Source organism: Plesiomonas sp. ZOR0011, assembly GCF_000800945.1.
Classification (GTDB): domain Bacteria; phylum Pseudomonadota; class Gammaproteobacteria; order Enterobacterales; family CAMTGL01; genus Plesiomonas; species Plesiomonas shigelloides.
On the sequence record NZ_JRKB01000069.1, the window covers coordinates 37,493 to 61,104 of the forward strand.

24 protein-coding genes are annotated in these 23,612 nt (G+C 54.5%); 13 read left to right on the plus strand and 11 right to left on the minus strand.

Features of this window, described 5'->3' with window-relative positions; all coding sequences use genetic code 11:
- Positions 1-267: 267 nt before the first annotated feature.
- The gene (locus L975_RS12610; protein ID WP_047708934.1) at positions 268-2,031 is read right to left on the minus strand and encodes a polysaccharide deacetylase family protein; all 1,764 of its coding nucleotides are present in this window, start codon (positions 2,029-2,031) and stop codon (positions 268-270) included.
- A gap of 71 nt (positions 2,032-2,102) precedes the next feature.
- The gene (rfaD, locus tag L975_RS12615) at positions 2,103-3,050 is read right to left on the minus strand and encodes an ADP-glyceromanno-heptose 6-epimerase (protein WP_047708935.1); all 948 of its coding nucleotides are present in this window, start codon (positions 3,048-3,050) and stop codon (positions 2,103-2,105) included.
- Positions 3,051-3,157: 107 nt separating this feature from the next.
- Here rfaD and L975_RS12620 point away from each other — a divergent pair, with 107 nt between their 5' ends.
- Both L975_RS12620 and L975_RS12625 read left to right on the plus strand, forming a co-directional pair.
- On the plus strand, positions 3,158-3,808 hold the full coding sequence (locus L975_RS12620; RefSeq protein WP_010864900.1) for a TetR/AcrR family transcriptional regulator: 651 nt from the start codon (positions 3,158-3,160) through the stop codon (positions 3,806-3,808).
- Positions 3,809-3,949: 141 nt separating this feature from the next.
- Complete coding sequence (locus L975_RS12625) at positions 3,950-4,417, plus strand: GyrI-like domain-containing protein (protein WP_156121215.1); 468 nt, start codon at positions 3,950-3,952, stop codon at positions 4,415-4,417.
- 29 nt (positions 4,418-4,446) lie between these two features.
- Here the strand turns inward: L975_RS12625 and L975_RS12630 are convergent, their stop codons facing one another.
- From L975_RS12630 to gpmM, 3 genes are all read right to left on the minus strand, one after another.
- On the minus strand, positions 4,447-5,481 hold the full coding sequence (locus L975_RS12630) for a divergent polysaccharide deacetylase family protein (RefSeq protein WP_177326645.1): 1,035 nt from the start codon (positions 5,479-5,481) through the stop codon (positions 4,447-4,449).
- A gap of 146 nt (positions 5,482-5,627) precedes the next feature.
- Complete coding sequence (gene envC, locus L975_RS12635; RefSeq protein WP_052181463.1) at positions 5,628-6,869, minus strand: murein hydrolase activator EnvC; 1,242 nt, start codon at positions 6,867-6,869, stop codon at positions 5,628-5,630.
- A gap of 7 nt (positions 6,870-6,876) precedes the next feature.
- Positions 6,877-8,421, minus strand: coding sequence for a 2,3-bisphosphoglycerate-independent phosphoglycerate mutase (gene gpmM, locus L975_RS12640; protein WP_039046068.1), 1,545 nt, complete (start codon positions 8,419-8,421; stop codon positions 6,877-6,879).
- A gap of 286 nt (positions 8,422-8,707) precedes the next feature.
- On the opposite strand from gpmM, the gene L975_RS12645 reads away from it, so the two are divergent.
- The 5 genes from L975_RS12645 to cysE all read left to right on the plus strand — a co-directional run bounded on the left by L975_RS12645 (position 8,708) and on the right by cysE (position 12,029).
- Complete coding sequence (locus L975_RS12645) at positions 8,708-9,142, plus strand: rhodanese-like domain-containing protein (RefSeq protein WP_010864894.1); 435 nt, start codon at positions 8,708-8,710, stop codon at positions 9,140-9,142.
- Positions 9,143-9,234: 92 nt separating this feature from the next.
- Positions 9,235-9,489, plus strand: a complete 255-nt coding sequence (gene grxC, locus L975_RS12650; protein WP_047708939.1) for a glutaredoxin 3 — start codon at positions 9,235-9,237, stop codon at positions 9,487-9,489.
- A 193-nt stretch (positions 9,490-9,682) separates the two neighbouring features.
- Positions 9,683-10,147 carry a protein-export chaperone SecB gene (secB, locus tag L975_RS12655; RefSeq protein ID WP_010864892.1) on the plus strand — a complete coding sequence of 155 codons (465 nt, stop codon included), beginning with the start codon at positions 9,683-9,685 and terminating at the stop codon, positions 10,145-10,147.
- A 21-nt stretch (positions 10,148-10,168) separates the two neighbouring features.
- Positions 10,169-11,173: an NAD(P)H-dependent glycerol-3-phosphate dehydrogenase gene (gene gpsA, locus L975_RS12660; RefSeq protein WP_010864891.1), complete on the plus strand. Its 1,005-nt coding sequence runs from the start codon at positions 10,169-10,171 to the stop codon at positions 11,171-11,173.
- Positions 11,174-11,207: 34 nt separating this feature from the next.
- Complete coding sequence (gene cysE, locus L975_RS12665; protein WP_010864890.1) at positions 11,208-12,029, plus strand: serine O-acetyltransferase; 822 nt, start codon at positions 11,208-11,210, stop codon at positions 12,027-12,029.
- A 140-nt stretch (positions 12,030-12,169) separates the two neighbouring features.
- Here cysE and trmL read toward each other — a convergent pair whose 3' ends face one another.
- From trmL to cpxR, 3 genes are all read right to left on the minus strand, one after another.
- Entirely contained in the window at positions 12,170-12,637 is a 468-nt protein-coding gene (trmL, locus tag L975_RS12670) for a tRNA (uridine(34)/cytosine(34)/5-carboxymethylaminomethyluridine(34)-2'-O)-methyltransferase TrmL (protein ID WP_010864889.1), read from the minus strand.
- Between the two features lie 186 nt (positions 12,638-12,823).
- Positions 12,824-14,197 (minus strand): envelope stress sensor histidine kinase CpxA, encoded by a 1,374-nt coding sequence (gene cpxA, locus L975_RS12675; protein ID WP_036770677.1) that lies wholly within the window; start codon positions 14,195-14,197, stop codon positions 12,824-12,826.
- Between the two features lie 32 nt (positions 14,198-14,229).
- A complete protein-coding gene (cpxR, locus tag L975_RS12680; protein ID WP_010864887.1) occupies positions 14,230-14,916 on the minus strand; it encodes an envelope stress response regulator transcription factor CpxR in 687 nt (228 codons plus the stop codon).
- A 202-nt stretch (positions 14,917-15,118) separates the two neighbouring features.
- Between cpxR and L975_RS12685 the strand changes: the two genes are divergently transcribed.
- From L975_RS12685 to pfkA, 3 genes are all read left to right on the plus strand, one after another.
- Positions 15,119-15,631 (plus strand): Spy/CpxP family protein refolding chaperone, encoded by a 513-nt coding sequence (locus L975_RS12685; RefSeq protein ID WP_047708941.1) that lies wholly within the window; start codon positions 15,119-15,121, stop codon positions 15,629-15,631.
- A gap of 146 nt (positions 15,632-15,777) precedes the next feature.
- Positions 15,778-16,689, plus strand: a complete 912-nt coding sequence (gene fieF, locus L975_RS12690) for a CDF family cation-efflux transporter FieF (RefSeq protein WP_010864885.1) — start codon at positions 15,778-15,780, stop codon at positions 16,687-16,689.
- Between the two features lie 276 nt (positions 16,690-16,965).
- A complete protein-coding gene (pfkA, locus tag L975_RS12695) occupies positions 16,966-17,928 on the plus strand; it encodes a 6-phosphofructokinase (protein WP_010864884.1) in 963 nt (320 codons plus the stop codon).
- 334 nt (positions 17,929-18,262) lie between these two features.
- Here pfkA and tpiA read toward each other — a convergent pair whose 3' ends face one another.
- On the minus strand, positions 18,263-19,027 hold the full coding sequence (gene tpiA, locus L975_RS12700; protein ID WP_047708942.1) for a triose-phosphate isomerase: 765 nt from the start codon (positions 19,025-19,027) through the stop codon (positions 18,263-18,265).
- 363 nt (positions 19,028-19,390) lie between these two features.
- On the opposite strand from tpiA, the gene L975_RS12705 reads away from it, so the two are divergent.
- Positions 19,391-19,834 carry a GNAT family N-acetyltransferase gene (locus L975_RS12705; RefSeq protein ID WP_010864882.1) on the plus strand — a complete coding sequence of 148 codons (444 nt, stop codon included), beginning with the start codon at positions 19,391-19,393 and terminating at the stop codon, positions 19,832-19,834.
- 151 nt (positions 19,835-19,985) lie between these two features.
- Entirely contained in the window at positions 19,986-20,399 is a 414-nt protein-coding gene (locus tag L975_RS12710) for a DUF805 domain-containing protein (protein WP_010864881.1), read from the plus strand.
- Between the two features lie 105 nt (positions 20,400-20,504).
- Here L975_RS12710 and L975_RS12715 read toward each other — a convergent pair whose 3' ends face one another.
- A complete protein-coding gene (locus tag L975_RS12715) occupies positions 20,505-21,251 on the minus strand; it encodes a ferredoxin--NADP(+) reductase (protein WP_047708943.1) in 747 nt (248 codons plus the stop codon).
- 10 nt (positions 21,252-21,261) lie between these two features.
- Positions 21,262-21,909 (minus strand): metalloregulator ArsR/SmtB family transcription factor, encoded by a 648-nt coding sequence (locus L975_RS12720; RefSeq protein WP_039046061.1) that lies wholly within the window; start codon positions 21,907-21,909, stop codon positions 21,262-21,264.
- A 382-nt stretch (positions 21,910-22,291) separates the two neighbouring features.
- On the opposite strand from L975_RS12720, the gene emrD reads away from it, so the two are divergent.
- On the plus strand, positions 22,292-23,500 hold the full coding sequence (emrD, locus tag L975_RS12725; protein ID WP_039046060.1) for a multidrug efflux MFS transporter EmrD: 1,209 nt from the start codon (positions 22,292-22,294) through the stop codon (positions 23,498-23,500).
- Positions 23,501-23,612 lie beyond the last annotated feature (112 nt).

Here is a 23,612-nt window from a genome sequence, read left to right on the forward strand (position 1 = left end):
CTGTTATATTTATGTTCCGTTCTCGACATGATATATAGCAACGCTCGCCAATTACACAATCTGCATTAATATAGATTGTGCAATTCTCTCCATCTATCTCGATAGTGCTGCCTTTTATATTGACGTTATTGCCAATGATAAGCTGGTTGTTATTGCCTCTGATACTAATATCACACTTTCTGATATGTGCTTTCCCGAGAAAGCGTATAGTATTACCTTTCTTTATACGGACCTTATTACGGATTTTAAGTTTAGCGGACTGCAGCATCATTTTTTCCTGAAGTTATAATTCCCTTTAATTTTCCGCCACAATCCAAATGTATCTGTTCTTGGGAAAATGGCAATTCGTCTTATTTGGTATAAGTCTTCATGCAATGCCAGAGGACCACTATTGGTGGCGACGGCAAAATCAAAGCCTAACTCTTTGGCAATTCGTTTGCTGTCATCATTATGGAGCCCATACGGATAAGCAAATGAGGTTAGCTTTTGACTTAGAATCGACTCTAATTGTTGTTTGTTCTCGTGAATTTCATGTCGCTGTGTGCTTTCATCTAAGGTATTAAGCTTAGGATGTGTCAGCGTATGGCCACCAATTTCTACATGCCCTGATGCAGTGATGGCTCGCAGTGCATCTGCGGTCATGAGAGATACTGGTCTTTCTGGATTATCTTTATTTTCGACATCCCAACGATTGAATGTTTCGCCAGTGACTGCGTATACGGTCGCTTTGAAATTATATTTTTGTAGCAAAGGAAGTAGGCGCGTTAAATTATCTTGATAACCATCATCAACGGTGATCATGCAATACTTTTTGCCCGGCGCAAAGCGGCTGATAGTGCCATTTTTTTTCAAGTCACTAAAGGTCAAGGTTTCATACCCCAATTTTTTTAGTAACTTAAAATGTTTTTCCAGCATATCAACCTGCATATAGGTACCATGTACGCCTTTCTCGCTATCGTTAGTGATAAAGCGATGGTACATGATGACAGGAATTTCCCGCTTACGTGTATAGACATATTCACTTTGGTAGTGATATTCAAGCTGGTCGACCACGGCGGCAATGTTATAATTTTTCGCAACAATATTACTGACAGATTCAGCACACTGTTTGGCGTGAATGGCTGCGATGATCTGAGGCGTTAATTGGCTAAAATCAATATCTAAATCTTTCGGGCCAATATCACCAAAATTACTGCTCATGGCAGTTTGAATATTATCTTCAGTGATAAAACCAATTGCATTGGCTTCGCCAATGGCAACGGTAGGGCGGCCCATCAAAAGGGCTTCGATCGCCACGCGACCTGCGCCGATCACGACATCGCTGTCAGCCATCACCTTTTCGATATCATCACGATAGCCTGCAAAATTAGCTTGTGCGGTGAAACGTTGGAATCGTTCAGGAATGTTACTACCCGTATAAATATTGACTTGCCATTGTTCGAGATCGAGGACTTCATCGAGCAGTCGATAGCACACATCGCCTTTCGGACCAGTAAGGCGTCCGATGATACTGATCACGGGACGAGTATTTTGTGGTGCTGGCGTTCTGGCATAACGTTGGGTGTCGATACCATTGCGACCAATGCTCACTGCCTCCGGCCTCATGCCGAGGACATCGGTGAGTTGAGCGGCGATGGCTTCACAAACAGCGATTGCGTGACTACCCATCGCAAGGAAAGCTTTGCGTGAAGCATGTACTGGTTGGCGTCCATGTACGGTAGTGACCATCGGGGTGCGTGTTAACTTGCAGGCAATATGGCAACTCCAGCTTGATGCGCGTGAATGCGCATGCACGAGCTGAATTTTGTGTTTGCGGATAAGATAAATCAGATAGGCAACATGCCAAAAACGGCGAGGGATGCTGCGCTTATTAAACCGCAATTTGAAAAAATGCCCTATTGCCGGCTTGGTTAAGGTATCTGATACATAGTGTACGGTGTGACCCCGGCGTGTCAGTTCATTACCCACCGTTGTGGCATACACTTCAGCACCCGTCACTTCTAATTGCGATAACGCCATTAGAATATTCATGTCAATAATTGGCTCTTGATATGAGATTAAAAACGGGCCGTAGCGGCCCGTCGTACAAAGTGAGGCTGCAATTAACGCTTATTCAGCCACTCCATATATTCCGCTACCCCTTCGGTCACGGTTTTGAATGGCTTGTTATAGCCAGCCGCGCGTACTTTGGTCAAGTCGGCTTGGGTAAAGGCTTGATAACGGCCCTTTAAATGTTCTGGGAATGGGATGTATTCCACCTGACCTTTTTGATGATAGGCGGTGACTGCATCGGCGACCGCTTGGAAAGATTCCGCATTACCGGTACCGCAGTTGAAAATGCCAGACACACTGGCTTCCCAGAACCACAGGTTCATGGCGGCGACATCACCGACATACACGAAGTCACGCTTGAAGTTTTCGCTACCCGCGAACAGCTTAGGATTTTCACCCTTGTTAATCTGGGTGTTGAGGTGGAACGCGACGCTGGCCATGCTGCCTTTGTGGCCTTCACGTGGGCCGTAAACGTTGAAGTAACGGAAACCGGTGATTTGCGACAGGGTTTCGCCATGTTCTTCGGCATCTTGCCACAAACGACGCACATAGTTGTCGAACAGCTGCTTGGAGTAGCCGTAGACGTTCAGCGCGCCTTCATAAGGGCGTTCTTCGATAAAGTCGTGGTCACGGCCGCCGTAAGTGGCTGCCGAAGAGGCATACAGGAATGGGATCTGGCGATCCAGACAGTAATGCAGCAGCTCTTTGGAATACTCATAGTTGTTGAGCATGACATATTTGCCGTCCCATTCCGTGGTGGCAGAGCAGGCGCCTTCGTGGAATACCGCATCGATATCGCCGAAGTCATCGCCGGCCATAATCTGGGTAATGAAGTCCTCTTTATCCATATAATCAGCGATATCAAGATCAACCAGATTGACGAATTTAGTGCCGTCTTTCAGGTTATCGACCACCAGAATGTCGCTGCGTCCCATGTCGTTCAACGCTTTAATGATGTTGCTGCCGATCATGCCGGCGCCGCCAGTGACGATAATCATGGATGGAATCCTTCTTGTTTACACTACAGAGTGATTGCCCTTGGATCTGAGTCCGTTATCATAACAAACGGCTCAAGCTGGAGCCTTTGTTGAGGAGCGTTGTGCAGATGAAAACCCGTGATCGTATTATTCAGACCAGTCTGGAGTTGTTCAATCAACGCGGTGAGCGCAACGTAACCACCAACCATATCGCTGCACATCTGGGGATCAGCCCTGGCAACCTGTATTATCATTTTCGCAATAAAGAAGACATTATACACGCCATTTTGTGCGAGTATGCAGACCATTTGGCGCTGGCCTTCCAGCCTAAACAGCAATCTGAGCTCAGTCTGGATGTGCTGATGGGCTATCTGGATGCCATCTTTTACACCATGTGGCGCTACCGTTTCTTCTATGCCAATCTGGCTGACTTGTTAGGGCGCGATGAGCGTCTGCAACGGCAGTACTTGGCGGCGCAGGCAGATCTTGACCAAAAGCTGATCGCCATCATGCGCAACATGCATGCTAGCGGTTTGTTGGATATGTCAGCGGAAGCGTTGCCAGAGTTCGTGCATACCATGAAGCTGATTGTCACCTGCTGGATCCCCTACCAGAGTACCCAATCTCCGCAAACCTTGATTACCCGTCAGGTGGTGTATCAGGGCGTGCTCAGCATGCTGAATCTGATGCGCCCGATGATGACGCCGGTGGGTAAAGAGCGAATTGAACGCCTCAGTGCCCATTACCGCGAGCAGCTCGAGCGCGAGTTGCACGAGTAACGCCGGCGACCACGATTTTTTTCTAGCGAGATCGCTGTTTTTATATACAGTTGTGGCGACTTGGTCAGCGGCGGTCTATACCGGTTGAGTCGGTCACGGTGGCGTGCCGTGATCATCTCTAGCCGCTGAGAGGGAAGCATCGTGTCAAATCCATCTATGCAATTACAAGACTTGGCCGCCTGTGAGTTAGCTGGGGTGCGCGTGACAGGGCCGTATGGGCAAGGTTACGAGGCCGCCATGCAGCATCTGATGCAATGGGTGCATCAGCATGGGGTCGCAACGCACGAAGTGATTTTTATCTATCATGACGACCCAAATACCACCGCACCTGAGCAATGTCGTACCGATTGCTGTATTACGCTGGCCGAGCCAGAGACGGTCGCGCCCAGTGAGGCGATTAGCCGCATCAGTTTACCGGGCGGGCGTTATGCCACCTTGCGCTGCCAGATTGCCTCGCCAGAGCAGTATGGCGCAGCATGGCAACAGTTGATGCAAGAGCTGGAGCAAGCGGGGTTACAGTGGGATGAGCGCCCATGCTTTGAGCTCTATCATCACAGCGGGCCACAGGCGGCTAGTTATGATGTGAGCATCTGCATTCCGGTGCGCTAATCTCAGCGCTGTGTCAGTGTGGCTAGCGGTCAGTCTTCGCGTTGACCGCGCAGCAGTGGCAAATGGCGATACGGAGGCACCGAGGTTGGAGCTGGCAGCAAGTCCAGCTGCTCAAGTCCGACCACGCCGGTCTCGTTACTTGGTGTGAGGTTTGGCTTGTTAGGGGCGGTTGACGGCTCGGCATTCGAGTTTGCCTCTGTTGTCGCAGGTGCGCTCGTGCGTGCAGGCTCGATAATCGGCCCCGGTTGGCGCAGACCCGATGACGGGGCGTTATTATGTGTGCCTGTGCCTGTGCCTGTGCCTGTGCCTGTGCCTGTGCTAGCCGCAGGCGGTTTACCGTCGGCCGGCAGATCGGCGATCAGTGCGCGTAAGCTGATCAATTGCACATCAGCTGGCAGATGGGCGAGGCCGTCTTGCAGTACTTTCAAGGTATTGGGCCGTGGATGGCCGATGGCGACCGCCCAGCCTTTGTGGCGCGCCATACTCACCGCGCGCTGGAACTCGGCCTGCACCTTGGTCAAACTGTTGTTGTCATCCAAAAATACCGTGCGCCGCAGCGTGGGCACCCCGAGACGACGCGCGGTGGACTCGGCCACAGTCGCCGCAGTGGTGCGACTATCGAGAAACAACAGATGGCGAGCTTTTAGCTCTTGCATCAACAGCTGCATCAAGGCCGGATCGGCGGTAGCGGCACTGCCCATGTGGTTATTCAGCCCACGTGCGTGCGGCACCACCTGTAAGGCTTGTTCTAGGGTGCGACGTACCGCGGCGGCATCCATTCCGGTGTGCAGGGCGCCGGCTTCAACACGCGTACTACCACGCGGTTGCATCGGCATGTGGATCAGCGCGTCGCGCTGCTGCTTGGCCGCTTGTTCGGCCATGCGGGCGGCATGCGGGGCGACCGGTAAAATTGCTACCGTCACCGGCAACGGCAAACGCATCACGGCCTGATCGGCAGGGCGGTAGCCGACATCATCAATCACAATCGCCAGTTTGCCGGCATGGGCATAGCCTGTCAGTGTGCTGCCAACCAGCAACGTGAGACTCAAACGAATGAGATTCAAGCGTAAAAGACGACTCGGTTGCAAGGTCAGTCTGTTGCTAGTGGAGAGACAAGAGCGAGTGGATAAACCACGTCTGGCCGCCGAGAGAACGGCCGTGGCAGCCAGTGAAAGACGGGATAGCAGCAAGGACGGGCTGGACACGCCGCTTAGCCACCCAGCCATGGGCGCGGGTTGACCGCTTGCCCTTGACGGCGAATTTCAAAGTACAGACCGGCGCTGCCCTGACCGCCACTGTCACCGACTAAGGCAATCGGCTGACCGGCTTTGACGTTATCGCCCGGCTGGAATAACACGGTTTGGTTGTAGCCGTACAGGCTCATGTCGCCTTTACCGTGCTCGACTACCATCACCAGACCGTAGCCTTGCAGCCAGTCGGCCAAGAGCACTTTGCCGTCGGCAATGGCGCGCACTTCACTGCCTTCCGGCGCGGCGATCACCATCCCTTTCCAGCGCAGTTCGCCTTCTTGGCTATCGCCGAAACGATGCAGGATACTGCCGCGTACCGGCCAGATATGTTGACCTGCCGGCCGGCCAAGACCGCCGCTTTGTGCCATCAAGGCCCGCTCGCGATCGTTAGGCACATACGGTTTACCGGTACGTTTTTCTTCTGCGGCTTGTTTGCGTGCTAGCTCGCGTGCTTCACGTTCGGCGCGCGCTTTGGCTTCACGCTCAGCGCGCGCGATTTGATCGCGCAGGCGTTGTTCGTTCTGTTTGAGTTGTGCCAGCTTTTGCTGGTTTTGTTGCAGGTCGGCTTCTAAGGCACTCAAGGTTTTCTTCCGCTCGGTGCGCGCTTGCTGCAATTTATCCTGTTGCTGTTTTTGACTTCCCAGCAACGTGGCTTGTTCTTTTTGTTTAGCTTGTAGCTCATCTTTTTGCTGCTGCAACTCGTGCTGATTCACGCTGATCTCGTTCATCACGGCTTGGCGTTCTTCATTGATGGCACGGTAGTAATGCAGCATGCGTTCGGCGCGGGCCGGATCATCCGAGGACAACATGGCCTGCAATTGGCCTTGTTTACCTTGTCGATAGGCGGCATCTAATTGGGCCGCTAAACGCTGTTGATGCTGTTGTTGCTGCTTTTCCAACTCGCTGATTGAGGTGGTCAGGCGTTTGAGATCGCGGGTTAAGCGAGTTAGCCGCTGCTCGGTTTGGCGCAGTGCTTTGCTGGCGGAGCTGATGGACTGATCTTGCTTACGTAGCGCCTGTTGCAGTTGCTGGCGCTGATCTTGTTGCGCGGCCACTTTATTGGCCTGCTGGGCAATTTCTTGTTGCACGCCCTGCAGCGCCGATTGGGGCGCTGCAGGGGCATACGGCGCGCACAGCAGCATACCGGTGCAAAGAGCACCGGTACACCATTGACTGATACGTGAGCCGTATGTATTTAGCATGTGAAAATTATTTCACGATAAACAGCGGCTTGCCAGTCATCTCTGCTGGAATTTCCATGCCCATCAAGGTCAGCATGGTTGGTGCCAGGTCAGACAGCTTGCCACCGGCGACCACTTCAGCCGGTTTGCCAACATAAATCAGTGGCACTGGCAGGTTGGTGTGCGCGGTGAATGGCTGACCGGTAGTCTGGTCTTTCATCAGCTCGGCGTTACCGTGGTCGGCGGTGATCAGCAGCTGACCATCCACTTTACGTACGGCGGCCACCACTTGCTCGATGCAGTGATCCAGCGCTTCAACGGCCTTCACGGCAGCATCGAACACACCAGTGTGGCCGACCATGTCGCCGTTCGGGTAGTTACAGATGATGGTGTCGTACTTACCGCTTTCGATTGCACCGACCAGCTTCTCGGTCAGCTCGGCAGAGCTCATTTCCGGCTGCAGATCATAGGTCGCCACTTGTGGCGATTGGATCAGAATGCGGTCTTCGCCTGGGAACGGCTCTTCCACACCTCCGTTGTAGAAGAAGGTTACGTGCGCATATTTCTCGGTTTCCGAGATCCGCAGCTGGGTTTTGTCATGCTTAGACAGCCACTCACCCAGGGTGTTTTCCAGATTCTCTGGCGGATAGGCGCAGGCGGTTTTGATGTCAGCGGCATATTCGGTCAGCATTACGAAGTTGCTGAATTTAACCACTTTCTCACGGGCAAAGCCGGTGAAATCCGCGTTGATGAAAGTACGCGTCAGCTGACGGGCACGGTCGGCACGGAAGTTCATGAAAATCAGTGCGTCGCCATCTTGCATCGCAGCATCAGCTTCGCCTTCAGCGCGAATTACGGTTGGTTTGACGAACTCATCGTTCTCTTCGCGCGCATAAGCGGCGTTTAGACCGTCCAGCACGTTGCTGGCGTGGAATTCCGCTTTGGCTTGGGTCAGCAGATCGTAGGCCAGTTGTACGCGATCCCAACGGTTGTCGCGGTCCATGGCGTAGTAACGGCCAACCATCGAGGCGATGCGGCCTTTACCCAGCTCGGCAAAGTGGTGCGCCACGCGTGCCAGAGAGTCTTCGGCGCTGCGTGGTGGGGTGTCACGACCGTCTAAGAAGGCGTGCAGGTAAATCTTGTCGGCGCCACGTTGGGCGGCCAGATCGATCATCGCCAGTATGTGATCTTCATGGCTGTGTACACCACCCGGTGACAGCAGACCCATGATGTGTACGGCTTTACCGGCAGCGACTGCGGTGTCGACAGCGCCAGTCAGCACGGTATTGTGGAAGAAATCACCATCTTTGATTTCTTTATCCAAACGGGTCAGATCCTGATACACGATACGGCCGGCACCTAAGTTAACGTGGCCGACTTCAGAGTTACCCATCTGACCGTCAGGCAGGCCGACATCCAGGCCGGAGCCGGAAATCAGGCTGTGCGGACACTCGGCCCACAGCTTGTCCATGACCGGGGTGTTAGCATTTAAAATGGCGTTGTCCTGCTTATCTTCGCGGTAGCCATAGCCATCAAGGATGACCAGAACCATCGGTTTCTTCGCGGTAGTCATGTAAGACCTCTCGTCGATAATAAAAGAATAGCTGTGTATTGATAGTGCAGTGTTGAGGAATTTTACTACATTACTGACTCGTGTCAGCTAATGATTGCGCCAGAATGTGTGACTCACAGCACCCTGGTTGCCTGCTTACCTGCAATAATCTCTGATCATAGAGTAACCCATCGCTTGCGTTACTCCACATATTACTGTGATAGGCGGGGCTTAAAGCTGTAATTGGTGTGGCACGCAGGTATACTCAATCACCTTTCTTTCACCGATTTTTTGATGGCGAAATTCTATGCAGCAACAAGTGATGCTTTTTATTCAAAGTCACACCATTTTGAGCATGGCGTGGATTGCCCTGTTTGTAGCCGTGATCGTAATGACCTTCAAGAGCCGTTTTTCTGCGGTGAAGAGCATTGATAACGGCGAGGCGACCCGTCTGATCAACCAGGCCAACGGTGTGCTGGTTGATATCCGTTCGCCGGATGAGTTCCGCAAAGGCCATATCGTAGACAGCCTGAATCTGCTGCCATCCGCGATTAAAGCCAACAATCTGGGCGAGCTGGAAAAGCACAAAACCCAGCCTGTGGTGGTGGTGTGCGCAACCGGTATGACCGCGCGTACTGTGGCAGAAGATCTGAGCAAGCAAGGCTTTGCCCAAGTACACGTACTGCGTGAAGGCATTGCGGGCTGGAGCGGCGCGCATCTGCCATTGGTGCAGGGCAAATAATTCGGTCTTGGTGCGGTGGTACTCGGCGGGATAACCCCCTTGTGGCAACGGCACTAAGATGTGGGACAACAGTGAATCCGGTGGGGTGTGTGATGGCCCAAATTGAAATTTACACCAAAGCGACCTGTCCTTTTTGTATCCGTGCCAAGGCGCTGCTGACCCGCAAGGGCGCAGCCTTTGACGAGATAGCTATCGATAACGATGCACAGGCGCGCGCAGTGATGATTGAACGCAGTGGCCGTACGACGGTTCCACAGATTTTTATCGACGGCCAACATGTCGGTGGGTGTGATGACCTGCATGCACTGGACGCTGCCGGTAACCTGGATCCGCTGCTGGCCCGCTAACGCGACTTTGACGCACTGCGCACGGATTGGGATTACTAATCTGAGTCACTGCGCTCTGCGTAATTTAAGTGGTGTCATTGATGAGTGGCTAGCCACTGACGCATTCGCATGGCAACGCTCGGGTATCCTGAGGGTTGCCTTTTCAGGAAGAATATTCCGTTTTCAAGGAACCAGAAACCAAAAGGTAAGAGTCATGTCTGAACAAAATCCAAACGAAACCCTGTTCCAAATCCAGCGCATTTACACCAAAGATGTGTCTTTCGAAGCGCCGAACTCACCAGTGATTTTCCAAAAAGAGTGGCAGCCAGAAGTGAAACTGGATCTGGACACTGCGTCAACTGATCTGGGTGACAACGCTTTTGAAGTGGTTCTGCGTCTGACCGTGACCGCTAACGTAGGCGATCAAGTGGCGTTCCTGTGTGAAGTGCAGCAGGCGGGTATTTTTTCCGTGGCTGGTCTTGATGGTGCGCAAATGGCACACTGTCTGGGTGCATACTGCCCGAACATTCTGTTCCCGTATGCCCGTGAGTGTGTAACCAGCCTGGTTGCCCGCGGTACATTCCCGCAGCTGAATCTGGCTCCGGTAAACTTTGATGCGCTGTTCATGAACTACCTGCAAGAGCAGGCGCAGCAAGACCAGAGCGTAGCGGCTGAATAATTCAGACCAAGAGTAAAGACAATGAAACCAGATGTAGCCATGACAGTGATCGGTGCCGGCTCTTACGGGACGGCTTTAGCCCTGACGCTCGCGCGTAATCAGCACCCCGTGGTGTTGTGGGGCCATGATCCGCAGCATATGGCACGTCTGGCGGCGGAGCGGGAGAATGCGGCCTTTTTGCCGGGGATCCCGTTTCCGCCGGATCTGCACATTGAAGCAGATCTGGCCAAAGCCGTGACCGCCAGCCGCGATATTTTGGTGGTGGTACCGAGTCATGTTTTTGGCGAGGTGTTGCAACAACTGCGTCCGTATTTGCGCCCAGACAGCCGTCTGGTGTGGGCGACCAAAGGCTTAGAAGCTGAGACCGGTCGTCTGTTGCAGGATGTGGCGCGCGAAGTCTTGGGTGACGCAATTCCGCTGGCAGTATTGTCCGGCCCCACCTTTGCCAAAGAGATGGCGGTGGGCATGCCGACGGCGATTTCGGTGTCGGCCTCCGACCCGCAATTTTCCGCTGATTTGCAGCAACTGTTTCACTGCGGCAAGAGTTTCCGTGTCTATAACAGCCCGGATTTCATCGGCGTCCAACTGGGCGGCGCGGTGAAAAACGTGATTGCCATTGGCGCGGGGATGTCGGATGGCATGGGCTTCGGGGCCAATGCGCGTACTGCGCTGATCACCCGTGGTCTGGCGGAGATGACCCGTTTGGGCGTGGCGCTGGGCGCCGAAGCGGCCACCTTTATGGGGATGGCCGGCTTGGGCGATTTGGTGCTGACCTGTACCGATAACCAATCGCGTAACCGCCGGTTCGGCATGATGCTCGGCCAAGGGCATGATGTGGCGCAGGCGCAGGCCAGTATCGGGCAGGTGGTGGAAGGTTATCGCAACACCAAAGAGGTGTACGTGCTGGCCCAGCGTCTGGGGGTGGAAATGCCGATCACCGAGCAGATTTATCAGGTGCTGTATTGCGGCAAAGATGCTCGTGAAGCGGCTGTGGCTCTGCTGGCGCGCGCCAGTAAGAGCGAATAAAGGTTAATGACATCATCTATTGGAGTCGGTTTGCATGTCTGAACCGGAACTGGAGTTGGTGTGGCAAGAAATCCAACAAGAGGCGCGTCGTCTGGTTGACGGCGAGCCGATGCTGGCCAGTTTTTTCCATGCCACCATCTTAAAGCACCGCCACCTTGGCAGTGCGCTCAGCTATATTTTGGCCAACAAGTTAGCCACCGCCACCGTACCGGCGATTTCGGTGCGTGAAATTGTTGAAGAAGCCCATGAAAGCGATCCGCAGCTGATTGTTAGCGCGGCGCTGGATATCAAGGCAGTACGTGATCGTGACCCCGCGGTCGGCAGCTGTACCACGCCATTACTGTACCTCAAAGGGGTGCATGCGCTGCAAGGCTATCGAGTGGCCAACTGGTTGTGGCGTCAGGGGCGCACGTCACTGGCGGTGTATCTGCAAAACCAGATTTCGGTCGCCTTTGCGGTGGATATCCATCCGGCGGCGCGCATCGGCCACGGCATCATGCTCGACCACGCCACCGGCATTGTGATCGGGGAAACCGCGGTGGTGGAAAATGATGTGTCGATTTTGCAGAACGTTACCCTCGGCGGTACCGGTAAAGAGTCTGGCGATCGCCATCCGAAGATCCGCGAAGGGGTGATGATTGGCGCCGGCGCGAAAGTGCTGGGCAATATTGAAGTGGGCTGCGGCGCTAAAATTGGTGCCGGTTCAGTGGTCTTGCAACCGGTACCGCCGCATACCACGGTGGCTGGGGTGCCGGCGCGGGTGGTGGGGCGTCCGTGTTGTGACAAACCATCGCTTGAGATGGATCAGGACTTCAGTGGCTTGATTCAGCAATTTACCCACGGAGATGGGATCTGAGCTGCGCGTCTCTCATCACAAACCACGAATGACTCATCGCGAACCCACTCATCACGCACCGCCAAAATGCGGCGCTGAATGATCTTCCGTCTTGCCTTTGGATAACGCCCTGTCGCCGGTTGGCCGCAGGGCGTTGTTGTTTATCGCTTGGCGCCGGGATAACCAAGCTGTCGCCACGACTCGAACACCACCACCGCAACGGTGTTGGACAGGTTCATGCTGCGACTTTCTGGACACATCGGTAAGCGGATCTTCTGCTCGGGCGGCATTGCATCGAGAATTTCCGGCGGTAGACCGCGCGTCTCGGGACCGAACAGCAGATAGTCACCGGCTTGGTACTGGATGTCGCTGTGTGCAGGGGTGCCTTTGGTGGTCAGGGCAAACAGACGCGTCGGTTGTTCGCTGGCCAAAAAGGCGGCGTAGTCATGGTGACGCTGGATTTCGGTGAACTCGTGATAATCCAAGCCGGCGCGGCGCAGGCGCTTGTCATCCCACACAAAACCGAGCGGTTCAATCAGATGCAGGCGATAGCCGGTGTTGGCACACAGGCGGATGATGTTGCCGGTATTAGGCGGAATTTCCGGCTGGTACAGAACAATATTCAGCATGATAGTGGTATGTCAGCGTGGGCGCGAAGGCCGGCGGATAAACGAATGAGCAGCAGGATACCCGATTGCGGTGATGGGGTACAACCGGCGGCGTTGTGAAGCTACGTTGTGGTGGAAATAAGCACTGACTGGCGGTATCCCGGTCAGCGCTTTGGTGTGTGAGGGCCGCGAGATGTGCGCGGCGGTTTAGGCAAGCAGCGGCAAGCGCAGGATCAGACGCAATCCGCCCAGCGGGCTGGTGGCCGCTTCGATATGGCCTTGATGCTGACGCAGGGCATTATCGACAATCGCCAAGCCAAGTCCGGTACCGCCGGAGGTGCGCGCCCGCGCTTCATCGGTGCGATAAAACGGGCGGAAAATTTTCTCGCGCTCGCTTTCTGGTACGCCCGGGCCATCGTCATCCAGTGTGATACAGAGCTCATGGCCGCCGTCGGGCAAGGCGGTACGGCAGAAGCTGACATGGATGTCATGGTGCGCATAGCGCAGGGCATTACGAATGACGTTTTCCAGCGCGCTTTCCAGTAATGCACGATTGCCAGACAGCAGCCAAGGACCCGGAGCGGCGCTGATGGTCAGCTGTTTACCGCTTTGTTCGGCTTCGAAAATGGCATCATCTAACACCGGCAGCCACAGCTCATCGGCCGGCACGGTTTCGCGCTCCAAATGGCTATTGAGCTGCAAACGCGATAAGGCCAACAGCTCGCCAATCATGGCATCGAGGCGCTGGGCTTCGGTTTCGATACGCGCCAGTTCGTGACTTTCCCCTTGTCGACGGCGCACCAGCGCGGTGGCCAATTGCAGGCGCGTCAGTGGCGTGCGCAGCTCATGAGAGATATCCGATAGCAAACGTTGCTGATTACCCACCATCTGCTCCAAGGCCGAAATCATCTGATTGAAGCTGCGGCCAGTAGCACGAAACTCTTTGGCGCCGCGCTCAAGCTGCGGGTCAGGGGTTAGCTCACCGCGCGCCACTTTGTTGGCCGCTTGCTGTAAACGCCGTGCTGGCCGAGCCAGACTCCAAGCGAGCCAGAGTAAAAATGGCGTACTGATCAGCATGGTCACCCCGAGCAACGTCAGCGGGTGATCGAGCAGGTAATTGAGAAAACCGGCCTTGCTACTGGCAGGGTGAGACAAAAACAGCCGGAATGGCTCACCGTGGACTTGGATCAGAAACGGGCCAATCACCATCCGTTGGTTATACAGTTTCTTGCGCGGCGCTTGCAGCTCTTCGGACAGGGCGATGAAGTTATTCATCTCGCGCACGCCCATATGGTTGGTGTTGAGCAGTAGCCCATCGGCGCGTTGTAGGGTGATGCGCAGTCGGCTGTGATCGCTGTTGCGTAGCGCTTGGCGAATCTGCTGATCTTGGCTGTCGCTCGGTAGCGCTTGCAGGCGCTCGGCAATTTGGGTCACAAAGCGCTGGTAGTTCAGCTGCTCGCGCTCTGACAGTGCCGAGGCGTTACGGCTGTCCCAACGTGGCAACATCAGCACCACCAACAGCACCAGTGCCAGTGTAAACCAGAAGATGGCGAAGATGCGTGCGGTCAAGCTGTTACACAGCCCGAATGTGGAGGCGCACAGGCGACGCGCATTCATGAGGCGGCCACCAGCAGATAACCGCGCCCGCGCAGGGTCTTAAACCACGGCAGACCGTCTTGGCGGTCGGGCAGCTTTTTGCGCAGATTAGACATGTGCATGTCGATCGAGCGGTCAAACGGTGACAGGCGTTTGCCGAGGATGTCGAGGCTCAGGCTCTCGCGCGATAAGATCTCGCCCGGATGCTGTACCAGTTGTTGTAGCAGGCTAAATTCGGTGCCGGTCAGCTCCAGTAAGGTGCCCGCAAAGCGCGCTTCTTGCCGCCCAGGATAAAGCTCCAATTGGTCAAAGTGGAGGGTATCGCTGGTCTTTTCTTCGACCGGACGGCTGGTACGGCGCAAGATAGCGCGAATGCGCGCTACCAGTTCGCGATCGTTAAACGGCTTGGGCAGATAGTCATCGGCGCCAAGCTCGAGGCCCAGCACGCGATCCAGCTCGCTGCCGCGCGCGGTCAGCATCAACACCGGAGTATTGTGCTCTAGGCGCAAGGCTTTTAGGGTTTCCAGCCCATTGCGTTTGGGCATCATCACATCCAGCAAAATCATATCGATAGAGGCATCGAGCATCGCCAGAGCCTGATCGCCATCATGGGCGACCGTGACGCTAAAGCCTTCCATATCCAGCAATTCGGACAACAGATCAGTGAGCTCCAGATCGTCATCTACCAACAGTAATCGGGTCATGGGAACAGTCTCCATCAGTTATGCTTTATAAGGTAAGGGATCCCACGCAGCAGGGCTATTAGCCTTTACACAGCTTTACATCTACTGACAGCACTTTGCAGGAGACGGCGTACACTTAAATCCATAGACACATTGCACCAGAGAGTAACGCGCTTGGCGCTGCACTCGACATATATCGCACTGTTTTTTTGAGGAGATAACCATGCGTGTACTGAACAAAGTGATGATCGCATCTGTTGTGGCTCTGACTTCCACCATGGCATTTGCACAAGGTGGTCAAAATGACACCATGATGATGGGCAAAGGTATGATGGACGGCGGCATGATGCAAAAGCATCACAACGGTCAAGGCCGCGGCATGCGTTGTGCCGGTTTCGCCACTAAAGGTCTGAACCTGACCGAAGCGCAACAAAAACAGTTTACCGAGCTGTGCACTCAGCTGGATCGCCAGCCAATGATGGACGCGCAAATGCGTACCCAGATGCACGCTATCATGACCGCGCCAAAATTTGATGAAGCTGCGGCGCGCACCATGTTTGAAAAAATGAATACTCAGCGTATCGAGCAGCAAGTACAGCGTGCCAAGGTGCACAACCAAATGTACAACCTGCTGACACCAGAGCAGAAAGCCAAAGTTGACCAGCGTTTTGCGGCGCGTCAGCCTGTAGCGACACCAGCTCCAGCGGTTGCTCCGGCGACCCCCGCCAGCAACTGATTTTATAACAACAAAATAGCCTGTCTCACCCCGGTCTGCATTACTGTGCAGGCCGGGGTTTTTCATTGTGCGACGCAGAGCGGCGTTGAAACCGGTATACTGAGCAGTGCCAATCGTCCATACAAATGAAGGCGGAGTACATTCAAATGAACAAGGAATACGGGCACTGGGTCAAACTGGCGGCGTTGTGTTCAACGTCGGTGGCGACCTTGCTGCTACTGGTCAAAATCGTGGCCTGGTGGAAGACCGGCGCTGTCAGTCTGTTGGCTTCGGTGGTGGATTCGCTGCTGGATATTGCTGCCTCACTAACCAATTTGCTGGTGATCCGCTACTCACTGCAACCGGCGGATGAAGAGCACCGTTTCGGTCACGGCAAAGCCGAGTCATTAGCGGCGTTGGCTCAGAGCATGTTTATCTCCGGCTCAGCCTTTTTCCTGTTGCTGCAAGGTGGCGAGCGTTTGATTAACCCGCAGCCGATGACCGATCCTGGATTAGGAATGGGCGTCACCGTGTTTGCGCTGCTGGTGACTTTGGCGCTGCTGGCGTTCCAACGTCAGGTGGTACGCCGTACCGGCAGTCAGGCCATCAAAGCCGACATGTTGCACTATCAAAGTGACTTGCTGATGAACGGGGCGATTTTGCTGGCCATCGGCCTGAGCTGGTGGGGCATCGGTATGGCGGATGCGCTGTTTGCCGTCGGTATTGGTTGCTACATCCTGATCAGTGCGGTGGTGATGGGCTACCATGCGGTGCAATCGTTGCTGGATCAGGCGCTGCCGGAAGAAGAGCGCGCCCAGATTTTAGAGCGCGTGCGCTCAACGCCGGGCGTGCGTGGTGTGCATCAACTGCGTACTCGTCGCGCCGGGCCTACCCGCTTTATCCAGCTGCATCTAGAATTAGACGATAACCTGCCGTTGGTCGATGCTCATCGGATTGCCGATGGGGTAGAGCACGATCTGATGGCGTTGTTCCCGGGGGCGGATGTGATCATTCACCAAGATCCGGTATCGGCGGTGCCATTGGAAATGAAAAACAGTGCTGTGAGCCAAATCTCGTAAACTTTTATCACAATCCTTCATGCTGAAAGGAGTAAGCCGATCGATTTTGCCCTTGCAGTGGGTGTGATGAGTTACTGTGATGCGTATCAATTTAGTTTTTTTTCAAAATTGTAATACTCATCACGTACTTATTTTTTCCTGTCATCTTATGTCCGCATAACTTGGGGTAAGATGCCGGAGTTTAGCTGCAATGGCATTCGGATCAGAACATTGGGGGATGTGGATCCGGGTGGGCAGTCTGAGCAGTAACTAACTTCCGAAAGTCAGAGGGTTGTCATGATTAAAAAGATTGGCGTATTGACCAGTGGTGGTGACGCACCGGGAATGAACGCTGCCATTCGCGGTGTGGTTCGGGCAGCATTGAGTGAAGGGCTGGAAGTTTACGGTGTGATGGATGGTTATCTGGGTCTGCACCAGAACCGTATCCGTAAACTGGATCGTCAGAGCGTGTCCGATGTCATCAACCGTGGTGGTACTTTCCTCGGTTCAGCGCGTTTCCCAGAATTTCGTGATGAAAAAGTGCGGGAACAGGCGGTGGCCAATCTGCGCAGTCATGACATCGATGCTCTGGTAGTGATCGGCGGTGACGGCTCCTACATGGGGGCTAAGAAGCTGACGGAAATGGGTTTCCCATGCATCGGTCTGCCGGGTACGATTGATAATGATGTGGCCGGTACTGACTACACCATCGGTTATTTCACCGCACTGGAAACCGTGCTGGAAGCGATTGACCGTCTGCGTGATACCTCATCTTCGCACCAGCGTATCTCTATCGTAGAAGTGATGGGCCGCCACTGTGGTGACCTGACACTGGCTGCAGCGATTGCCGGTGGCTGTGAGTTTATCGTGCTGCCGGAAGTGGAATTCAACCGCCAAGAGCTGGTGGAAGAGATCATGGCCGGGATCAGCAAAGGTAAGAAGCACGCGATCGTGGCGATCACCGAGCACATCTGTGATGTGAACGAGCTGGCTAAGTTCATCGAGAAAGAAACCGGTCGTGAAACCCGCGCTACTATTTTGGGCCACATTCAGCGTGGCGGTGCGCCGGTAGCATATGACCGTATTCTGGCTTCCCGTATGGGCGCTTACGCAGTTGAGCTGCTGCTGGAAGGTTACGGTGGCCGCTGTGTCGGTATTCAGAACGAGAAGATGGTGCATCATGACATCATCGATGCTATCGAGAACATGAAGCGTCCATTCAAAGCCGATTGGCTGGCGACAGCGAAAAAACTGTTCTGATACGCAACCCGTGCTCTGAGGCGTATTGCCCATAGCTTATCGGTATGGCGAAGCGCATCTTAAAAAGCGGTCACTACGGTGGCCGTTTTTTTATGGCCAGAATTCTGTGGCTAGCACACGGCAAAGTGGGGTAGGCAGTGGATAGGCAAGTGGAGCGAGTAGTGTGGAAAAAAGCGTGCGGTAGCCGATACTGAGCCGGTATGGATATAAAAAATCCCGGTCTTGAGAGCCGGGATTTTTGAATGCTGCGAGGAGCTCGCTGGCGTCGCCGTATCAATGTGGCATCGATATCAATGTGACATCAATGCGACATCAGTGAATGCGACGCGGAAAATTAGGCTTTGGCTTGCGCTGCCGCTTTAACGATCACCGCAAAGGCATCCGCTTTCAGAGAAGCACCGCCAACCAGCGCGCCATCGATGTCTGGCTGGGTGAACAGCTCAGCGGCGTTAGCAGCGTTTACGGAGCCGCCGTACTGGATGATCACTTGCTCAGCAACTTTGGCGTCATGCTTAGCCACGTGGCCACGGATGAACGCGTGCACGGCTTGCGCTTGTGCTGGAGTGGCAGACTTGCCAGTACCGATTGCCCATACTGGCTCGTAGGCAATCACTGCGCCCATGAACGCTTCGGCGCCCAAGGTGTTCAGTACGGCGTCCAGCTGCTTAGCGCACACCGCTTCAGTTTGGCCAGCTTCGTTTTCGGCTTCGGTTTCACCGATGCACAGTACTGGGATCAGACCGGCAGCTTTCAGTACGCCAAATTTTTGCGCAATGAACGCATCGCTTTCTTTGTGATAAGTACGACGCTCGGAGTGACCGATGATGATGTACTCAGCACCAAACTCTTTCAGCATGTCAGCAGAGATGTCGCCGGTGAACGCGCCAGACAGGTTTACGTCAACGTTCTGGCTACCCAGAGCAATGGCAGAGCCTTGCAGCGCAGTTTGCGCTTCGGCCAGATACATCACTGGTGGCGCAATCGCCACGCTACAACCGTCCACACCGTTCAATTCGGCTTTCAGGCCAGCAATCAGCTCTTGTACCATGGCTTTGTTGCCGTTCAGCTTCCAGTTACCCATAACTAATGGACGACGCATGCTTTACTCTCCAGTCAATATAGAGCGATCTGAATAGCCGCACTGGGCTACCGCCGCTGATCTGTTAAACATATCCGAAAAAATATAACAGTTATCTGAATCGATTTATCAGAGAATCATCATAGATTTGTGCTTCCATCGGCATTTTTTGTTGCCTATTTACGAAAGCCAGTAACTCAGCACCATACGCAATCGCGTATCAGGCTTTTGCTGCGCACCACTCAGGCTGGCTGGCGGTGATCCTGACTGCAAGTATGCGTAATAGTTGGGCGAGAGTGGGACAAAGCCACGGCACGCTGTCGATTTTTTAACCCGAGTAGGCTAACGTTGAAACAGAGGATTGAAAAGGCCTAAGGAGAGGGCATGCGTCTGTTTAAAGCCGAAATCTGGAATTTGGAGCTACTGGCCGAGGCGTTTGAGCGTTATCGAGTGCTGTTTGGCGGGAAGCCGGATCTGAAGCGTTCGCAGGTCTTTTTGAAAAATCGCATCCGCTTTGATGAGAGCATCATTTTTGTCGCGGTCCAAGAGGAGTCGCAGCTGCTGGGTTTTGTGCAGTTGTATCCGCTGCTCTCTTCCATTGATGTGCAGCGCACGTGGCTGGTCAACGATTTGTACGTGGATGACGCATTTCGCGAACAAGGGGTCGGGCGGGCGCTGATGGAAAAAGCGCGCGAGTTTGCCGAATACACTAACGCTGGCGCGTTGGTGTTGGACACCGAGTTTGCCAATCATCCGGCGCGGCAACTGTATCAGTCTTTAGGTTACCAACCTCTGGATAATCGCCTGCTGTATGCGTTGACCTTGTAGCTTCGCGTGAGCTATCAGAGGCGTGAATGTGGCACGTGGTAGGCGCTAAAGTTGTGTACTTTCGCACGCCTTGCACTTTTACTGCTGGGAAGTTCCGTTGGAAGCAGGATAATGTGCGGCCTGATAGAGTGACTGGATACAAAGGTGAGTTATGCCGATAAGCACGTGGTTGTTTTCATTTCAGGGACGACTGGATCGTCGAGGATTCTGGCTGGGTATTGCAGTCTGTCTGCTGCTACTGATGCTGGGCACGGCGCTGTTATCGGCTTATCCGTTGCTGCGTGATGCGTGGGTATTGGTGTTGTTGTGGCCGTTGCTGGCGGTGATCAGCAAACGCCTGCACGACCGTGGCAAACCGGCGGGCTTTTCGGCTCTGCTGCTGATCCCTATTTTGTTTCCTGGTTTAGCGCCGCATGTGACCGATCCATTTTGGCAATGGGCGATTGCACGCTTTATGCCGCTGTTTGTGCTGGTGGTGTTGGTGCTCGATTGCGGGGTGTTTCGTGGTCAACCGGAAGCTAATCGTTTTGGTGATTTGCCGACCGCAATCCGCTGGCGTGGATAAGCACGGCGACAGCGCAAACTGACAACAGAAAACAACATCAGAAAATATAAAAAAGTGGCCCATCGTGGCCACTTTTTTGATCCGGCATGCGGTGCGGAGATTTGGTTACCAGTAGTGCTCGCTGGTGATCTGCCCGGGCTTGCGACGCAGGTGCTTGCTCAGGCCATATTGTTCTTTCAGCAAGGCTTGGGTGTCGCGCACCATCTGCGGATTTCCGCACAGCATCAGGTGACTGTGCTCGGCACTGATCGCTAAGTCGGCGGCCTGCTCGAGGGCGCCGCTGGTCAGCAGATCTGGAATCCGCCCTTCCAGCCCATCAGGATTGGCTTCGCGGCTGACCACCGTCAGGCAGCGTAGGCGGCCAGCGTAACGCTGCTCTAACTCGCGCATCTGCGGCAGGTAACTTAAATCTTCTTGCCGGCGCACGGCGTGGATCAGGCGCAGATGGGTAAAGCGTGTTAACGCGCTCGGGTCGGCCAGAATCGACAGGTAAGGGCCGATGGCGGTGCCGGTCGCCAGCATCCACAAATCGCGGGCGGGCGGGATCTCATCGAGGACAAAAAAACCATTGGCGTCGCGGGTTAACCACAGGGGATCGCCCGGCTGCAGACGTTGCAGCGCCGGTGAAAGACGCCCTTGCGGCGCCTGAATAATGTAGAACTCTAACTCCGGATTGGCGCTGCCATTGACGTACGAGTAAGCGCGCTGCACGCGCTCACCATCGAGATCCAACGCCAGTTTAGTGAACTGACCGGCTTGAAACGGGGCAATATCAGCCCGTACTCGTAATGAGAACAACCGCTCAGTCCAGCGGGTGTTGCTGATCACGGTGCCTGCAACCCATTCAGTCATGGCTGACTCCTTATTGGGGCGAGAGGGTGGAGCAAGAGGCGTGTCGTGGGGTGATCCGGTAGGTGCAGCGCCGGTCACCGCCGACAATATGTTCGGTTCGTTCAATGTGGCAGTCGTCACCCAGCAGGCGCTGGAATAAGCGCAGTTCACTGCTGCACAGCGCCTGACATTGACTAGCAGCGTGGCACACCGGGCAGTGTTGCTCGGTCAGGATAAAGGCGTCATCCTGCGCTTGCAGCGATGCCATGTAGCCATCTTGTTCACGCAGGCGCACTAAGGCGCTGAGCCGCGCTTCGAGGGTGGTGGCGTGCACCATGGCCTGCGCATATTGTGCAGCCAGCTGATCTTCCCGTGTTTGCAGCAACGAGGGTAGCGCCTGCTCGCCATATTGCTGCTGTACGGCCAGCAGCAGATGGGCGGAGAGTTCGGCATGCCGATCCGGAAACTGGGCATGTCCTTGTGCGGTCAGGCTCCAGTAACGCACCGGACGGCCAATTTTAACCCGCTGATCTTCGTAGCGCACCAGCGCTTGCTGCTCGAGTTGCTGCATATGCTGACGCACGCCCATGGTGGTCATGCCGAGTTGCTCGGCCAGCGCCTTGACCGGCAGCGGCCCCTGACTTTTCAGGCGGTGCAGGATGATATCCGCAGTTTTCATCTCATGACTCACTGGGTGACGGCAATTGTTAATATGTTGTGTATTATGCCCCCTGTTGTTTATAAAGCAATAGCTTTACTTAACTCAGATAGCAAGGTCTAGGCTATGCACAGAGTCAGCGCGCAGATATGCTGCGAGGGCGGCAGAGTATAAATGTAAAGTTTTATTTCCATTCGGTGCGGGGTTATTTGTACAGACGCCCCAAGGCGTTACAGGATAAGGAGTTGTGAGCAAGCTCACGACTTTGCTATCGTATCGCGTCTGACCATTTCGGTCGTTTTTCCATCTGATTTTCCCTTAATACCAAGAAGTAAACTCTGCATCTCACACTGTCTGCTCGCAGACGGTGGGGCTCCGGCAGGGTAACTGAAGCCTGATTAAAATGAATAAAGCACAAGAAAATAAAATGTTATTGCTGCTGATTTTGCTGGTAGCGGTCGGGCAGATGACCCAGACCATCTACGTACCGGCAATGACGCAGATTGCCAGCGGCTTGATGGTGCGCCCGGGGGCAGTGCAGGCGGTGATGGCTGCTTATCTGCTGACGTACGGTTTATCACAGTTGGTGTATGGTCCGCTGTCGGATCGCTTTGGCCGTCGTCCGATGGTGTTGTCCGGCTTATTGGTGTTTGTGTTCGGCTGCGTGTTTGCGCTGCTGGCGCCGTCACTGGATATGCTGGTGGCCGGTAGTGCCATTCAGGGCATGGGAACTGGGGTCGCCGGGGTGATGATCCGTACCGTACCGCGGGATCTGTTTGAAGGTGCGGCGCTGCGCCGCGCCAATAGCCTGATCAGTATGGGGATTATTTTCAGCCCTCTGTTGGCACCGGTTTTGGGGGGCGTGCTGTCGACTCACTTTGGTTGGCGTGCTTGCTTTGTGTTCCTGCTGTGTCTGGGGACTGGCGTATGGCTGGCGATGGCGGCCTTGCTGCCGGAGACTCGTCCGGAGGCGGCGAAAAACAATGCCATGGGACTGGTGCGCAGCTATCGGCACCTGCTGGGCAATGCCGATTTCCTCGGTTACGTGCTGATCATGGTGTTTGCCTTGGCGGGGATCGCGGTGTTTGAAGCCAGTGCTGGGGTGCTGATGAGCAACGAGCTGGGCCTGAGCGAAGTGACGGTCAGCATTTTGTTTATTCTGCCATTACCGGCAGCGTTTGTTGGCTCGTGGCTGGCATCGCAAAAAAGCTTCTCTTTGCATCAGCTGATGTGGATTGCCGTTAGCGCGGCGCTGTTGGCTGGCTTGAGCATGTGGCTGTGCGGCGTGCTGGGCATGCTGAGTGTGTATAGTTTGCTGATCCCAGCGGCGATGTTCTTCTTCGCTGGTGGCATGCTGTTCCCTCTGGCGACCACTGGTGCGCTGAACCCCTTCCCACTGCTGGCCGGTACCGCTGGTGCGCTGGTGGGCGGTTTGCAAAACATGGGCTCGGGGATCACCACTTGGTTGTCAGCCAGCTTGCCGATGCACGGCCAGACCACGTTGGGCCTGTTGATGCTGAGCATGGCGGTGCTGATTGTGCTGAACTGGGCACTGATTGTGTGGCGGGCGCGTCAGCATGAGCAGATGCTGGTAAGCCGCCGGATTGGCTAAGCGGTGGCTGACACGACCAATAAAAACGGCGCTCATCATGAGCGCCGTTTTTGTTTGTGCGGTTTTGCGGTTTCGCAGCGCATGGCCGAGTGGCAAGGCGCTCAACGCGCAG